This is a genomic window from Jiangella sp. DSM 45060 (assembly GCF_900105175.1).
Taxonomy (GTDB): domain Bacteria; phylum Actinomycetota; class Actinomycetes; order Jiangellales; family Jiangellaceae; genus Jiangella.
In genome coordinates, this window is sequence record NZ_LT629771.1 from 6,625,597 (window position 1) to 6,640,478 (window position 14,882).

Sequence of the window (14,882 nt, forward strand, 5' to 3'; positions counted from 1 at the left end):
CGAACCGGAGACCGAGTGTACCGGTCCGAGCGACCAGGCCGAAATCGGATTCGGCCGCCGGCCGGCGGACCGCTCGCGACCAGCGCGGACGGCACCTATAGCGTGTGACATGACACCACCACGACGAGAAGGTGACCGCCCATGGGCCAGCAGCCGGCCAGCCTGACCATCACGAACGCCCGCATCTTCGACGGCTCCTCGGCCGAGCTGACCGAGGGCGACGTCCACATCGTCGACGGCGTGATCGTGGACCCCGGCACCGTCGAGGACCGCGCGGCGACGACGATCGACGCGCGGGGTGGGACGGTCGTGCCGGGGCTGATCGACGCGCACTGCCATGCGTACGGCATCGGGCTGGACATGGTCGGCATCGAGTCGAGCCCGCTGAGCTACGTCGCGCTCAAGGCGGCGCAACGCCTGAACAACGCGCTGTGCCGCGGCTTCACCACCGTCCGCGACGTCGCCGGCGGCGATCCCGGCCTGGCCAGTGCGCTGGACGAGGGCCTGGTGGCGGCGCCGCGCTACTTCTACACCGGCCCGGCGCTGTCCCAGACCGGCGGCCACGGCGACCCCCGTCCCGGCGACCGCGACCTGTGCGCCGGGCACTCCCACATGACCGAGGTCGTCGACGGGGTGGACGCGGTGCGCACGGCCGTCCGCGACCGGTTCCGCCGTGGCGCCCACGCCATCAAGATCATGACGTCGGGCGGGGTGGTGTCGCTGACCGACCCGATCCACCGGCCGCAGTACAGCGTCGACGAGGTCCGTGCGATCACCGACGAGGCGGCCCGCCGCGGCTCGTACGTCGCCGCGCACGCGTACTCGCCGGAGGCGATCGAGCACTCCGTCGTCAACGGCGTCCGCTCGATCGAGCACGGCAACCTGCTCGACGAGCCGACCGCCCGGCTGATGGCCGACCACGGCGCGTTCCTCGTCCCGACCCTGGCCGCGTACGACGCCATGGACCGCCGCGGCGACGCGGTCGGGCTGAACCCGATCTCCAAGGCCAAGAACCGCGAGGTGCTCGACTCCGGCAAGCACGCCATCGAACTGGCGCGGGCCGCCGGCGTCCGGGTCGGCTTCGGTACCGACCTCATGGGCGACCTCGAGGACGACCAGCTGGTCGGGCTGCGGCTGCAGGTCGAGGTGCTCGGCGTGCTGGACGCGCTCCGCTCGGCCACATCGGTCAACGCCCAGTTGCTCGGCCGCGACGACCTGGGCCGGATCGGCGCCGGTGCCGCCGGCGACCTCCTCCTGTTCGACGGCGACCCGTTCGCCGATGCGTCGCTGCTGTGGAACGAGAAGGGGCGGACGGTCATCCGGGCGGGCGCCGTCGTCTGATCCCGGGGGCGGGCCGGTGAGCTGGGCGCCTTGCCGGTCCGCGGCGGGCGAACGGGTCCGCGCGGGGCGGCGCGGCAGCGGTCGAGCAGGCCGGACGTGCCCGAGGCCGCGGCGGGCCAGCGGACAGCGAGCCGGGGCGCAGGGCTGGCGGGCACAGGGCGGGCACGGGGCTGGCTGGCACAGGACCAGCGGAGAAGCGAGCCGGGGGCGCAGGGCTGGCGGGCACAGGGCGGGCACAGGGCTGGCGGGCAGCGCGGTTCGCGGCGCGAGGTTGTCGGTGCCCGCCCGTAGGGTGGGCCCCACCCGGGCCGGGAGGGGTCGACCTGCCACCGCGCGACGTGGCGCTCCTGGGGTCGTGGGTGGGGTGTCGGTGCCGCGTGCCGGGAGGGGTCGACCTGCCGCCGCGCGACGTGGCGCTCCTGGGGTCGTGGGTGGGGGTCGGTGCCGCGTGCCGGGTGCGGTCGGGCTGCCGTGCCGGATGCGGCCGAGCTGCCGTGCCGGTTGGTGGACGGGTCCGGCGCCGCACGCCGGGAGTGCCCGAGCCCGTGGTGCCGGCGCGGCAACGGGCTCCGTGCCTCGTGCCGAGTCGCGGTAGCGGGCGGTGCGCTGGTCCGGCGGTTCGTGCCCGAGTCGCGGCGGCAGGTGGTGCGCGGGTATCAAGGCTGACTGCGCGACCCGCCCGGAGCCGCGGCGGCGGGCTGGTGTGCCGGGTCGCGGCCCGGCGTGCCCCAGGCGTGGCGCCGAGCGAACCCCGCGCGCGCCCGGCCCGAGGCGGACGGTGGTCCGGTCGTCCCCGGCGGGTGGCGCGCAGTCGCCCGTCCGAAGCGTCCCGACAGCAGCGCTCCTGGTACGTACCACCATCATCAACTGGTGCGGTGAGGTACGTACCACTGTCCATTTTGTCCGGAATTTTGGGCACCTGTGTGGTCCTGATCACCCCATCGTCGGTTCCAGCACCTGAGATGCCGGTCCTAGCGTGCTGAGCATCCCCGCGGAACACCGCCCGTCTCCGAATGGCCTGAGACCGGGTCGCTTCCGCACACCCGGAACGCGCCGCAGGGCCGACTGCGCGCCCCGATCACGAAAAGGGTGACCGCTACATGACGACGTTCGCCGAACCCGGAGCTGCACACGATCTCGACGACGCGCCCACGTCCCACGCAGGTTTGCTCGCCTGGGTCCGCGAGGTCGCGGAGCTGACCCAGCCGGACCGCATCCACTGGTGCGACGGTTCCGACGAGGAGTGGACGACCCTCACCGACGAGCTGGTCGACGCGGGCACGATCGTCAGGCTGAACCCGGAGAAGAAGCCGAATTCGTTCTGGGCGCGCACGGACCCGACGGACGTGGCGCGGGTGGAGGAGCGGACGTTCATCTGCTCGGTGAACGAGGCGGACGCGGGGCCGACGAACAACTGGCGCGACCCGAACGAGATGAAGGCCGAGATGACCGAGCTCTACAAGGGCTCGATGCGCGGCCGCACGATGTACGTCATCCCGTTCTGCATGGGCCCGCTGACGGCGGCGAACCCGATGTTCGGGGTCGAGCTGACGGACTCGCCGTACGTGACGGTGTCGATGCGCATCATGGCGCGCATGGGCGCCCGCGTCCTCGAGGCGATGGGCGACGACGCGCCGTTCGTGCCGTGTCTGCACAGTGTCGGCGCGCCGCTGGAGCCGGGCCAGCAGGACGTCGCATGGCCGTGCAACGAGACCAAGTTCATCACCCAGTTCCCCGAGGAGCGGATGATCTGGTCGTACGGCTCCGGCTACGGCGGCAACTCGCTGCTGGGCAAGAAGTGCTACTCGCTGCGCATCGCCAGCGCCATGGCCCGCGACGAGGGCTGGCTGGCCGAGCACATGCTGATCCTCAAGCTCACCGCACCGCACGGCGCCGTCCACTACATCGCGGCCGCGTTCCCGTCGGCCTGCGGCAAGACGAACCTGGCGATGCTGGAGCCGACCATCCCGGGCTGGAAGGTCGAGACGCTCGGCGACGACATCGCGTGGATGCGCTTCGGCGACGACGGCCGGCTGTACGCCGTCAACCCGGAGTTCGGCCTGTTCGGCGTCGCGCCCGGCACCGGCTGGAAGACCAACCCGAACGCCATGCGCACCATCGCCAAGGGCAACAGCGTCTTCACCAACGTCGCGCTCACCGACGACGGCGACATCTGGTGGGAGGGCATGACGGACGAGCCGCCGGCGCACCTGACCGACTGGAAGGGCCGCGACTGGACCCCCGACAGCGACGAGGTCAGCTCGCACCCGAACTCGCGGTTCTGCACGCCCATCGAGCAGTGCCCGATCATCGCGTCGGAGTACGACGACCCGCGTGGGGTGCCGATCTCGGCGATCCTGTTCGGCGGACGGCGAGCGACGACGATCCCGCTGGTCACCGAGGCGCGCGACTGGACCCACGGCGTCTTCATGGGTTCCACGCTCTCGTCGGAGACGACGGCGGCGGCGGCCGGCAAGGTGGGCGTCGTCCGGCGCGACCCGATGGCGATGCTGCCGTTCATCGGCTACAACGCCGGCGACTATTTCGCGCACTGGATCGCGATGGGCAAGGACGCCGACGCCGTCAAGCTGCCGAAGATCTTCTACGTGAACTGGTTCCGCCGCGACGACGACGGCGGCTTCCTCTGGCCGGGCTTCGGCGAGAACGGCCGCGTCCTCAAGTGGGTCGTCGAGCGGCTGGAGGGCCTGGCGGCGGCGACGGAGACGCCGATCGGCCACGTGCCGACGCCGGAGTCGCTGGACACCTCGGGCCTGGATCTGACGGCTGAGCAACTGGCCGCCTGCCTCGAGGTCGACCCGGAGGAGTGGCGGGCCGAGGTGCCGGGCATCGCCGAGTGGTTCGACAAGTTCGGCGACCAACTGCCGACCCTGCTCTGGGCCGAGCTCGACGGCCTCAAGGCGCGCCTGGGCATGTGACCACGACGGGCGCCCGGCCGCCGGCCGGGCGCGTGGCCGCTGGCCGGGTGCCTGGCCGCCGGTTGGGCGCCAGAGCGAGGCCCGGCTGGCGGCGCGCCCGAGCGCGGCGCGGCTGAGCGGGCGGCTGAGCGCGGCGCGGCTGAGCGGGCGGCTGAGCGGGCGCGGGATGGGCAGTCGCGTGGCCAGGCGTTTCGGAGGTTGTCGGTGCCCGCCCGTAGGGTGGGCACCCTCCCTAGAGGGGCGGGTCATACCTACCTCGCGACGCCGCCGCCACGACACTGCCACCCGGGTCAGCCAGCGGCGGGCACCCGGGTGGGCGCGGCTGGCAGTGTTGCCGGGCGGGCGCGGGTGGCTGGGCGGCCGTGTGGCCAGGCGTTTCGGGCGTTGTCCGTGCCCGCCCGTAGGGTGGGCACCCTCCCTAGAGGGGCGGGTCATACCTACCTCGCGCCGACCGCCGCCACGACACTGTCACCCGGGTCACGACTCGACGGCGGCGCGGGCGAGCCGCAACGTCTCCTCGGGCTCGACGTCGGGATCGTCGCGGACGACGGCGACGTCCAGGCCGGCCGCGGCGAAGCGGGCGAACGCGGCCCTGACCTCGTCCGGCGTCCCGGCGGCGACCAGCCGGTCGAGCAGGTCGTCGGTCACCAGGTCGACCCGTGGCGCACCCGCGACCAGCCCGGCCCGGAACTCCGCGCACGCCGACGCCGACAGCCCGGCGGACCGGGTGATGAGGTGGTCGCCGTGGATGCCGAGGAACCGCGCGACCAGCGGCCGGATCCGGTCCCGCGCCGCGGCGCCGGACGCGTCGACGGACAGCCCGACGTACCCGGCCAGCCGCATCGACGGGCCGACCAGCGACCGCACGGACCGGACGTACGACGGTCCGGCCAGGATCGACAGCAGCACGCCGTCGGCCGACTCCGCCGCCAGTTCCAGCGCCCGCGGCCCCTTGACGCCGAGCACGATCGGCAGGTCGGGCCGCAGCGGCCGGAACGACAGCGCGGCATCGACGGTGTACGCCGGGCCCGAATGCCGGACGTGCTCGCCCGCGAGCAGGCGGCGCACGACGGACACGGACTCGGTCAGCCGGCTCAGCGGCCGGTCGAACGGGATGCCCAGCTGGCCGGTCATCCACCGCTCGTTGCTGGCGCCGATCCCGGCCAGCGCCCGCCAGCCGCTCAGCTCGTCCAGCGTCGCGAACTCCATCGCCAGCACCACCGGGTGCCGGGTCCACGGGTTCACCACGCCGATACCGACCTGCACCGACGACGTCGCCTGCGCGATCGCCCCGGCCAGCGCGAACGCCCCGCGCTCGACGTAGTCCTCGGTGACCCACACCTCGTCGAACCCGGCCTCCTCGGCGGCGACGGCGGCGGCGACGGCCGACCGGCTGGGCCGGTGCCCCGAGAGCGAGAACGCCAGCCGCATCAGGACCCGATCGCGGCCAGCAGCGCGTCGACCGCCGGCTCGATGACCGGCACCTCGGGCAGCGTGGCCGCCGTCGCGCCGACATCCTTGAGCCCCGTGGACGTCCCGATGACGACAACCGACGCGGACGGGTCCAGGTCCAGCGCCGCCAGGGCCGGCCACGCCGTCGCCGACGCCGCCTCCTGGTACAGCCCGGCGGACGCTGCCAGCTCGCGCTGGGCGGCCAGGATCACGTCGTCGGACGGGACCGCGACGGCAGCGCCGCCGGTCGAGCGCAGCGCGCTGAGCCCCTGGAACGTCCCCACCGGCGACGCCGTCGAGAACGCGACCGACGGCTGGTACGGCACCGGCCCGGCGACCTCGGACCCGCTGGCCAGCGCCGCGGCGTGCGGTCCGAACGGCTCGGCCGCCACCATGCGCGGCGACCGCTCCAGTACGCCAAGCTCGACGAGGTCGGCGAAGCCGCGGGCGACGCCCACCAGGCCGTCGGCGTACGCGGCCGGGACCACGACGACGTCGGGGGGTGCGTCGAGCTGGTCGGCCAGCTCGTAGGCGATGGTCTTGTAGCCGTCGACGCCGTACGGGTTGGAGCCGACGGGCGGGTCGGCGTGGCCGGACATCGCCAGCCAGCCGAACTTCTCGACCAGCTCGCGCATCAGCCACCACCGCTGCCGCGGCTCGGGCAGCGCGACCACCGACGCGCCGTACGCCTGCATCAGCGTCTTCATCGTCGACGGCACGCTGGCCACCGTCAGCACGACGCAGCGCAGCCCGGCCCGCGCCGCGTACGCCGCGATGGCGGCGCCGTGGTTGCCGGTGCTCGCGACGACGACGGTGTCGATGCCCAGCTCGACCGCCTTCGTGACGGCGACCGACGCCAGCCGGTCCTTGTAGGACCACGTCGGGTTGCGGGTCTCGTCCTTGACGACGACGGACGCGACGCCCAGGCGCTCGGCGACGGCCGGCAGGTCGACGACCGGGGTCGCCCCCTCAGCAAGGGAGACCACCGGGGTCCCGGCGGCCAGCGGCAGCAGCGCCCGGTACCGGAACAGCCCGGGCTCGCCGTCGGACACCGGCACGGCGCTCAGCCCGGCGAGGTCGTAGACCGGCAGGACGTTCGACGGCACCCCGGCCGCCTCGCAGGCCGGGCAGCCGCGGCCGACCAGCTCCAGCGACGGATCGGGGTAGCTCGCCGCGCAGCGCAGGCACGCGAGCGTCCGGGTGTACGTCATGCCGCCACCACCCGCAGGTCGCGGCCGGACCGGGTGAGCCGGTCCACGCCGCCGGCGGTCACGACGACCGCGTCCTCGACCATCATCCCGCCCCATCCCAGCTCGTAGTACGGCGTCTCGAAGCAGAACGTCATGCCCTCGGCGAGCTCGGTTCCGACGCCTGGCGCGACGATCGGCGGCTCGTAGATCGACAGCCCGATGCCGTGCCCGCAGTGCTGCCGACGGTACCGGGGGACGCCGCGCGCGACCGCGTCGAGGCCGATCCCGAACAGCGTCGACGCGGGCAGTCCCGGCCGCGCGGCCGCCAGCTGCTCGTCCTCGCCGGCCTTCACCGCGGCGTAGACGTCGCGCTGCCGGGCCGACGGTTCCCCGAGCACGGCGGTGCGGCCGATGTCGGACCAGTAGCCGTCGACGACGCAGCCGACGTCGAAGCGGGCGATCTCGCCCGGCTTCCACGCACGTCCGGACGGGACGGCGTCGGCCAGCGCGGATCGATCGCCCGTGAGCGCCACGACGAAGCGCGGGTCACCGCCGCCGGCCACCATGGTCCCGGCGACGACGGCGGCCAGCTCGGCCTCCGTGGTGCCCGGCCCGGCGGCTGCCAGCGCGGCGTCGATGCCGGCCTCGGCCAGCTGGGCGGCGTAGGCCAGCAGCTCCACCTCGGCGGGGAGCTTGCGCGACCGGGCGGCGAACAGCAGGCCGGCGCCGTCCTCGACCACATCGCCACAGGCGGCAAGCACGTCGGCGGGCACGTCGCGGGTCTCGACCGCCAGTCGCGCCGACGACGGCAGCGTCGCGGCGGCCGCCGCCAGCGCCTGGGCCAGCCCGTCGTGCCGGTCGGCGACCTCGGTGACCGGGTCGGGCGCCGCGGACTCGACGTAGAAGCGGCCGAACGGCGAGATCCGGTCGACGGGTAGGACGGTGGCGCCGGCGGGCACGTCTGCCGCCGGCGCCACCAGCCAGAGGTCGGTGGCGGTCACCAGCGCCGCCATCCGATGGGTGCGGAACACCTGGCCGGGCATGCTGCGGTAGCCGGTCGCGTACAGGACGCTCTCCGGCTCGGTCAGCACGACCGCGTCATAGGGCTGGTCCGCGAGACCGGCGCGCAGCCGGGCCAGGCGGTCCCGGGCCAGCGCGGCGGTGTCGATCGTGGGCTTGGTGGGGAGGCCGGGCGTCATCGGCTGCCCTTCGTCTCGGCGGCGATGATCGTCTCGCTGAACCCGGCCATCGCGTCGGTCGTCTCCTCGACGGTGTCGACGGCGAACAGCAGACCGGCCAGCGTCGTCACCCCGGCGTCGCGGTAGGCGCCGACCTGCGCGGCGACGTCGTCAGGGGTGCCGATGAGGTTGCGGGCGGCGAGGTCGCCGACGCCCTGATCCTTCAAGGTGGTCTTCGACAGCGACGCGAGGTGCTTGAACACCTGCGACGACTCGAACCGGCGCCACGCCTCCTCGCGGGTCGGCGCGACGCTGACGGCGACCTGCAGGGCGACCTCGAAGTCGGCGGGCAGCTCGCGGCCGTGCTCCGCGGCCTCGGCCGTGATGCCGTCCAGGGCGACCCGGACCTCGTCCGGCGTGAGGCAGGCCGGCAGCCAGCCGTCGCCGTGCCGTGCCGCTCGCGACCGCGAGCCGGGCGAGTTGCCGCCGGACAGGATCGGCAGCCACCGGTCCCGGTACGGCTTCGGGAAGCTCTCGACGTCGGTGAACTCCACCCAGCTGCCGTGGAACGACGCCGACCGCTCGGTCAGCAGCGCCCGCAGCGCCGGGATCGCCTCCTCGGCGTGCTCGCCGCGGTGGATGCGGCGGGCCGGCTCGACCGCCTCCAGCTCCTCGCGGTACGCGCCGATGCCGACGCCGAGCACCGCCCGTCCACGCGACAGCTGGTCCAGCGTGGCGGCCTGCTTCGCGGCGACGACCGGGTGCCGGAACGGCAGCACCATGACCGCCGTCGCCAGCCGGATCCGCTCCGTGACGGCGGCGACGTAGCTCAGGTAGCCGAACGGGTCGTAGTAGCGCGGCGCCTGGTCGAACTCGGCGCGGACGTAGCGCTGCGTCGTCAGGTGGTCGTTGCCCCAGATCGACTCGAAGCCGAGCCGTTCCGCCGTCACCGCCAGCTCGACCGCCTGGTCGATGTCCGCATACGGGACCGGGTACATGAGCCCCTCGGTCCCGGTGGGGACGCCGAGTCCGAACCTCACGAGCGCACCTCCGCGGCCTGTTCCGAGGAGCGCCATCGGCTGACCGCGGTGCCGACGACGGCGTACAGGACGAATCCGGCGATCAGGCCCTCGATCGCGTCGGCGATGATCAGGTCGGTGTACCGGGCGATCAGCGCGCCGGCCACCCAGCAGCCCAGTGCCTCCCACCGGACCGACGGGGCGGTGCGCAGCAGCTCGGTCGCGTCCCAGCGCCTGACCACGACCCAGAAGTACGCGATCAGCACGCCGGCGAACGGCGGCACCACCACCGAGATGACGCCGAGGAAGCGCTGGAACTCCGCCGCCAGGCCGGCGAACGCGATGAGCAGCGCGATCAGCACCGCGAACACGGTCCACACCGGCTTCGCGACCTTGAGGCCGAGCGTGTTCGACGCGTTCGTGAACGCCAGTGACGCCGAGTAGATGTTGTTGTCCGCGGTGTTCCACAGCGCGAGGAAGAGCATGACCGCGGCCGGCGCGAGCAGCCCGAGGCCCTGCATGACGACGACGAAGTTGCTGTTGCCGACCTTCATCGCCGAGACCGTCGCGATGAGCTCGAAGACCGCGGCGCCGACGGCGAAACCGCAGAAGCTGGAGATGACGACGTCACGGGCGCTGACGGCGTAACGCTGCACGTCGCCGACCAGCGCGGCGCCGGTGACCCACGTCGCGATGACGGCGCCGATCGCCACCGAGAACCCGATCGGCGCGGCCGGCGCGTAGTTGACGACGTCGCTGAATCCGCCGTCGAGGTCGCCGATACGGACCAGTGCGAACAGCGCGATCGCCACCTGCACGGGCACCGCGATCGCCGAGTACCGCTGCAGGCCCTTGAACCCGAAGATCGCCGTGGTGAGGATCGCCCCGCTGAACGCCACGATGAACGCCCACTTCGGGATCTCCGGGATCAGCTGGTTGACCGCCAGCCCCCAGGTGTCCATCAGCACGCCGATGAAGCCCATCGCCACGACGCCGAGGAACAGCGACACCACCACCGCGCCGTGCGTCCCGAACACCGCACGCGACGTGAGGTAGCTGGTCAGGCCGGTGCGGAAGCCGACCATGCCGACCAGGCTGGCGACCACCGCGAGCAGCACGTTGCCGATCAGGATCGCCAGCAGGCCCTCGGTGAACGACGTGCCGCCGCCGACGACGCCGCCGACGAGGAAGCTGCTGACGCTGATGTTCCAGCCCATCTGGACGACGATCAGCTGGACCAGCGGTTTGCGCCGGTCGGCGGGGACCGGTTCGAGGGCATGGTCCTCGATGTCCGCGGCCACGGTGCTCTGGACGGCTGTGGTGTCACGCTCGGTGCTCACGAATGCCTCCCCGGTCGCCGACGTCTGCTGGGGTGCCATGTTGTCCACAATCTGCCCGTCGCTCTATGGGGTATCTCCGGAAGTTGTCACACTACGTTTTGTGGATCTGACACAACGGGCCGAGCTCCTCCTCAGCCGCGTCCCCGACGTGGCGCAGTCGCTCGTCGGCGACGTCTGGGAACGGCTGCCCGGCTACGACGACGCCCGCATGGACCTCGACGACCTCGTCGGCGTGGTCACGCCGAACCTGCGCGCGCTGCTGGTCGCGGTCGCCGGGAACCGCGGGCTGCGGCCGGACGAGGTGACGCCGGCGGCGCAACTGGGCGAACGGCGGGCCGTCCAGGGCGTGCCGATCGAGGGCGTCGTCGCGTCGTGGCACTCGGCCGAGCGGCGGCTGCTCGATCAACTGGTCGCCGCCGGCCCGCCGATGCCGCCGGACGAGTACACGCGGCTGGCCCGGCTACTGGCCGGCGCGGTCGACGTCATGGTCGCGGTGTCGACGGAGGCGTACCGGCGCACGCGCAGCGAAGCGGCGGCGCACCTCGACCAGATCGCGACCGACCTGGTGTCGCGGCTGGCCGGCGGCGAACCGCTGGATCCGGCGCACGTCGAGGAACGGGCCCGGTTGATCGGTGTCGCCGCGCAGGTCCCCCATCGCGCCGTGGCGGTGGGTGGGGCGGGCGACGATCCGTTGCAGGTCGCGCGGGCCCAGCGGGAGATCGTCGACGTGCTGCGGCCGCGGCTGCGCTCGCGGATCCTGGTCGGCTCTAAGGACGCGACGATCCTGCTGGTGCTGCCGGACCTGCAGGGGCTCGGCGACATGCTGTCGCGGGCGGCGCGGCGTCCGGGCGTGGCTGCGGGGACGGTGATCGGACTCGGCGAGCCGCGCGACCGGCTGGGTGAGGCGGCCGCGTCCTGCCGTGAGGCCGTGGCGGCGCTCGAGGCCGGCCGGCGCGCCGGGCTGGACCGCGTCGTCGTCCCGTTCGACCAGGTCATCGCGGACGTCATGTTGATCGACAACCCGCTGGACGCACACCGCTTGGCGGCCAGGGCGCTGTTGCCGCTGGCCGGGCACGGGCAGCTCGTCGACACCGTCCGGGCGTATCTGGCGACCGGGCTGTCGGTGCGGCGGACGGCCGAGCGGCTGGCGGTGCACGAGAACACCGTCTCGTACCGGCTGCGCCGGGTGTCGTCGCTGCTGGGGCTGGAAGGGCCGGAGCAGCTGATCCGGGCCGACCTGCTGCTCGCGCTGCGCGCCGTCGACCTCGGGTTGTACGCGGCGCCGTGAGGTCCCATTCGTCCAAGCGGGGGCTGCCGCCGCGGGTCTAGCGTGGATCGGGCCGGAAGGAGAGACTCATGGCCACCGTCACCCCGTATCTCTGTGCCGAGGACACCGCGGCCGCACTCGAGTTCTACGCGAAGGCGTTCGGCGCGGTCGAGACCAGCCGCTGGACCGACCCCGCCACGGGCGCCGTCGGGCACGCCGAGTTCACCGTGCAGGGCGCCCGCGTCATGATCGCCGACGAATGGCCCGACGGCGGTGTCTACGCGCCCACGCCGGGGCGTTCGTCCGTGTCACTCGTGCTCGAGGTCGACGACGTGGACGGCCTGTTCGAGCGGGCGGTCGCGGCCGGCGCCACTGTCGACCGTCCGGTCACCGACTCGCCGCACGGCCGCGGCGGCTGGCTGTACGACCCGTACGGGCACCGCTGGCACCTGACCGCGCCCTCGCCGCCGGACGTGTCGAAGGCCGATCTGCAGAGCGCCGTCGGCGACGACTACGTCATCAGTTAGTAGCCCGCGGCCTGCAGCGCGGCGTCGATGGCCCGTGCGACGTCGACGAGCTCGGCGCCGCCGCTGGCCAGGCTGGCCGACACCGACGCCGAGACGTCGTCGCGGCGCCAGGCGACCTGAAGGTTCGACGCCGCGCCCAGCGCCGCCCACGCCTCCGTCCCGAGGCCGTCGACCGTCTCGGCGACGCCGAGCGCGCCGGCCGCGCCCACCCAGTCGTCGAACGTCGAGACGTTGAGCACCAGCTCGCCACCGGCGCCGGTCCAGCCGCAGGACGGGCCGAACTCCGCCGGGTCGGACAGGTCCTCGGGCGTCGGGGCGGCGCCGAGCAGCGTGGCGATGGCGTCGGCGCCCAGCGTGCACGCGTCGATCGGCTGGGCGACCGGCGGCGGCGCGTCGCCGTCTCCGTCGTCGCCGGGGTCGGGCTGCGGCTGCTGGCCGCCGCCGTCGGTTCCGCCGTCGGCCGGTGCGCCCGCGGCATCTCCGCCCGCGGCCGGATCGCCCGCCGGTGGCTCACCGCCGTCGTCGACGGGCGCCTCGGGTGCGTCGGGCGCGGCCTGCGGGTCGTCCGTCGCGGCCGGCGTCTCCTCCACCACTGCGTCGGTCGGTGCCGCTCCTCCCGGCGTCGACTCCCACGCCGGCGTGGGCGTCGACGCACCGCTCGCGGCGTCGTCGTCACCGCCACCACACCCGGCCAGGACGCCGGCGGACAGAATCAGGGCAGCCGCTGCCGCGGACCGCTTGGACGAAGTGTTCACCTGCGGAAACCTCTCGTGAGCACATCGAAGCGATCCGACCCTAGCAACACCCCAGCTGGGGGTCGATGTCCGATTCGGTCACGATCGAGCCAGTTCCCGGAGGGCGCCCACGGCGGCGCGGACGTCCGCGTCCGGTGGCGGGCGCATCCAGGTGTACGCCGAGCGCGGGAAGCGGCGATGGTAGAGGCCGGCGTAGGCGAGGTGGTTGTCGCGCGCGTTCTGCTCGGGGGTGACGTCCTCGCCGACGAGCTGCCGGGCCTCGTAAGACAGGGCGATCCGGTCGGCGAGCCACTCCGGCACGTCCGCACGGGGCGCGGGGTGGGCGTGCGCCGCGGTGAGCAGCCGGTCGGCGAACGCGGGGTCGCCGTGGCGGCGGGCGCGGGCCTCGAAGAGCGTCCAGTAGCGCCCGAGCGAGCCGGCCCGCTCGCCCCAGCGTTCCGTCGCGACCTCGGCGATCGCGGTCGCGGCCTGCCGGACGGCGATCCAGGCGGCGGTGGCGTCGTCGTCGGCCCGCCGCTGTGCGTCGGCGAGCGCCCGCTGCGCCGTGGCGAGCCACGCCTCGACCCGGCGGCCGACGACGGCCTCGTCGAAGCGCCGGCGGGCCGAGAGCTCCAGCAGGGCCGACGCGACGCCGTCATCGTCGCGGGCCGGGCGGCCGCCGTAGACCTTGTCGAGGCCGTGCAACCAGCGGTGGTCGTCCATCCGCTCGGCCGGGTCGCCGCTCAGCTCGCCCGCGTCGAACGTCAGCCGCCCCGCGTCGACGGCCGTGTATATGCCGCTGGTCCCCCACATCTCGCTCAGCTGGTAGGCGCACTGGTCGACCTCGGCGGCCAGGTCCGCGACCGGGCGGCCGGCGCCGACGACGATGAGGTCGAGGTCGCTGAGCGGCCAGTGCTCGCCGCGCCCGAAGCTGCCGCCGAGCACCACCCCGGCCACCCCCGGGATCGCGCCCACCGCCGTCGCGGCCTCCTCCGCGCGGGCCGCCAGACGGGCGCGCCAGTGCCGCAGCCTCGGATCGGTCTCCTGCATACCCCTCAGCTCACCCGCCTGCCCGACGTCGGCCGGCCGCGCCCCGATGGCCGGCGGCCACACCACCGCCTCACGCTACGCACCTCGGGCCGGCCCGCCGCATCGTTGACACCGTGCCAGCATGTCGCGTGTGCGCATTCTGGACAGCCTGGAGACCGATCGCCTCATCCTTCGGCGTAGCCGCGTGGAGGATGCCACGGTCTATCGCCAGTTGTGGACCGAGCGGGACCCGCGGGTGCCGCCGCATCGGCGGATCGATCCCGAGGGCCGGCCGACCGTGGAGGACATCGCCGCGCGGTTGGGTGCGGCGGGCGACGAGTCGAGGCCGGGGATCCTGACGGTGGAGCGGAAGGACGCCGCCGACGTCATCGGGTATTGCGGGCTGACCCCGTACGGGAACGGATCGCCTGACGAGCCCGAGTTGGCGTACGAGCTGCTGCGTGCGGCCCACGGTCGCGGTTATGCCACCGAGGCGGGCCGGGCCGTTGTGGCGTGGGCGAGCGAGGTGGGCTACCGGCGGCTGTGGGCGGGGGTCTGGAACTGGAACGTCGCGTCGCGACGGGTCCTGGAGAAGCTCGGGTTCCGCGAGACCGGCCGGGTGGAGCCCGTCTCCGTCCACGGCTACAGCCTGCTCACCGTACGAGAGCTCTGAACGACCGCAGGCGTCCGCGACGCACGTCGGGCCGGTCCTGGGGTGGACCGGCCCTCGGCATCCTTACTGGTGGGGCGGAGGCGGCGGGATTTGAACCCGCGAGAGGGTTTGAGCCCTCAACCCGCTTAGCAGGCGGGCGCCATAAACCGGGCTAGGCGACGCCTCCATGCCCGAACGAAACACCGGGCGACGCAAG

Annotated in this window: 12 protein-coding genes and 1 tRNA gene; 5 read left to right on the top strand and 8 right to left on the bottom strand. The window is 73.6% G+C overall.

Annotated elements, in window-relative coordinates; translation table 11 throughout:
* Nucleotides 1–141 precede the first annotated feature (141 nt).
* Nucleotides 142–1,341: an amidohydrolase family protein gene (locus BLU82_RS29880; protein ID WP_092624499.1), complete on the top strand. Its 1,200-nt coding sequence runs from the start codon at nucleotides 142–144 to the stop codon at nucleotides 1,339–1,341.
* A 1,100-nt stretch (nucleotides 1,342–2,441) separates the two neighbouring features.
* Nucleotides 2,442–4,277 carry a phosphoenolpyruvate carboxykinase (GTP) gene (locus BLU82_RS29885; protein ID WP_092624500.1) on the top strand — a complete coding sequence of 612 codons (1,836 nt, stop codon included), beginning with the start codon at nucleotides 2,442–2,444 and terminating at the stop codon, nucleotides 4,275–4,277.
* Nucleotides 4,278–4,754: 477 nt separating this feature from the next.
* Here the strand turns inward: BLU82_RS29885 and BLU82_RS29890 are convergent, their stop codons facing one another.
* The 5 genes from BLU82_RS29890 to BLU82_RS29910 are packed head-to-tail and all read right to left on the bottom strand — an operon-like array spanning nucleotide 4,755 to nucleotide 10,456.
* Nucleotides 4,755–5,708 (bottom strand): LLM class flavin-dependent oxidoreductase, encoded by a 954-nt coding sequence (locus BLU82_RS29890; protein ID WP_092624501.1) that lies wholly within the window; start codon nucleotides 5,706–5,708, stop codon nucleotides 4,755–4,757.
* Nucleotides 5,708–6,940 (bottom strand): pyridoxal-phosphate dependent enzyme, encoded by a 1,233-nt coding sequence (locus tag BLU82_RS29895; RefSeq protein WP_092624502.1) that lies wholly within the window; start codon nucleotides 6,938–6,940, stop codon nucleotides 5,708–5,710. Before BLU82_RS29895 ends, BLU82_RS29890 begins: the two co-directional genes overlap by 1 nt.
* On the bottom strand, nucleotides 6,937–8,118 hold the full coding sequence (locus BLU82_RS29900) for a Xaa-Pro peptidase family protein (RefSeq protein WP_092624503.1): 1,182 nt from the start codon (nucleotides 8,116–8,118) through the stop codon (nucleotides 6,937–6,939). The genes BLU82_RS29895 and BLU82_RS29900 overlap by 4 nt, the downstream gene beginning before the upstream one ends.
* On the bottom strand, nucleotides 8,115–9,137 hold the full coding sequence (locus BLU82_RS29905; RefSeq protein ID WP_157741348.1) for an LLM class flavin-dependent oxidoreductase: 1,023 nt from the start codon (nucleotides 9,135–9,137) through the stop codon (nucleotides 8,115–8,117). The genes BLU82_RS29900 and BLU82_RS29905 overlap by 4 nt, the downstream gene beginning before the upstream one ends.
* The gene (locus BLU82_RS29910; RefSeq protein WP_157741349.1) at nucleotides 9,134–10,456 is read right to left on the bottom strand and encodes a cytosine permease; all 1,323 of its coding nucleotides are present in this window, start codon (nucleotides 10,454–10,456) and stop codon (nucleotides 9,134–9,136) included. Before BLU82_RS29910 ends, BLU82_RS29905 begins: the two co-directional genes overlap by 4 nt.
* Before the next feature lie 100 nt (nucleotides 10,457–10,556).
* On the opposite strand from BLU82_RS29910, the gene BLU82_RS29915 reads away from it, so the two are divergent.
* Together BLU82_RS29915 and BLU82_RS29920 are read left to right on the top strand one after the other, a co-directional pair.
* The gene (locus tag BLU82_RS29915; protein WP_092624506.1) at nucleotides 10,557–11,744 is read left to right on the top strand and encodes a CdaR family transcriptional regulator; all 1,188 of its coding nucleotides are present in this window, start codon (nucleotides 10,557–10,559) and stop codon (nucleotides 11,742–11,744) included.
* A gap of 68 nt (nucleotides 11,745–11,812) precedes the next feature.
* Nucleotides 11,813–12,250, top strand: coding sequence for a glyoxalase/bleomycin resistance/extradiol dioxygenase family protein (locus BLU82_RS29920; protein WP_092624507.1), 438 nt, complete (start codon nucleotides 11,813–11,815; stop codon nucleotides 12,248–12,250).
* Here the strand turns inward: BLU82_RS29920 and BLU82_RS29925 are convergent.
* Together BLU82_RS29925 and BLU82_RS29930 are read right to left on the bottom strand one after the other, a co-directional pair.
* On the bottom strand, nucleotides 12,247–13,005 hold the full coding sequence (locus BLU82_RS29925) for a hypothetical protein (protein WP_157741350.1): 759 nt from the start codon (nucleotides 13,003–13,005) through the stop codon (nucleotides 12,247–12,249). The two genes, BLU82_RS29920 and BLU82_RS29925, sit on opposite strands and share 4 nt — an antisense overlap.
* Before the next feature lie 78 nt (nucleotides 13,006–13,083).
* Nucleotides 13,084–14,100, bottom strand: a complete 1,017-nt coding sequence (locus tag BLU82_RS29930) for a nucleotidyltransferase domain-containing protein (RefSeq protein ID WP_092624509.1) — start codon at nucleotides 14,098–14,100, stop codon at nucleotides 13,084–13,086.
* Nucleotides 14,101–14,155: 55 nt separating this feature from the next.
* Here BLU82_RS29930 and BLU82_RS29935 point away from each other — a divergent pair, with 55 nt between their 5' ends.
* Entirely contained in the window at nucleotides 14,156–14,686 is a 531-nt protein-coding gene (locus BLU82_RS29935) for a GNAT family N-acetyltransferase (RefSeq protein WP_092624510.1), read from the top strand.
* 75 nt (nucleotides 14,687–14,761) lie between these two features.
* Here BLU82_RS29935 and BLU82_RS29940 read toward each other — a convergent pair.
* Nucleotides 14,762–14,852: transfer RNA gene (locus tag BLU82_RS29940), tRNA-Ser, on the bottom strand.
* Between the last annotated feature and the right edge of the window lie 30 nt (nucleotides 14,853–14,882).

Coding starts and splice junctions, on each gene's coding strand:
- BLU82_RS29935 (WP_092624510.1), top strand. CDS start 14,156: ATGTCGCGTGTGCGCATTCTGGACAGCCTGGAGACCGATCGCCTCATC.
- BLU82_RS29890 (WP_092624501.1), bottom strand. CDS start 5,708: ATGCGGCTGGCGTTCTCGCTCTCGGGGCACCGGCCCAGCCGGTCGGCC.
- BLU82_RS29920 (WP_092624507.1), top strand. CDS start 11,813: ATGGCCACCGTCACCCCGTATCTCTGTGCCGAGGACACCGCGGCCGCA.
- BLU82_RS29895 (WP_092624502.1), bottom strand. CDS start 6,940: ATGACGTACACCCGGACGCTCGCGTGCCTGCGCTGCGCGGCGAGCTAC.
- BLU82_RS29880 (WP_092624499.1), top strand. CDS start 142: ATGGGCCAGCAGCCGGCCAGCCTGACCATCACGAACGCCCGCATCTTC.
- BLU82_RS29885 (WP_092624500.1), top strand. CDS start 2,442: ATGACGACGTTCGCCGAACCCGGAGCTGCACACGATCTCGACGACGCG.
- BLU82_RS29900 (WP_092624503.1), bottom strand. CDS start 8,118: ATGACGCCCGGCCTCCCCACCAAGCCCACGATCGACACCGCCGCGCTG.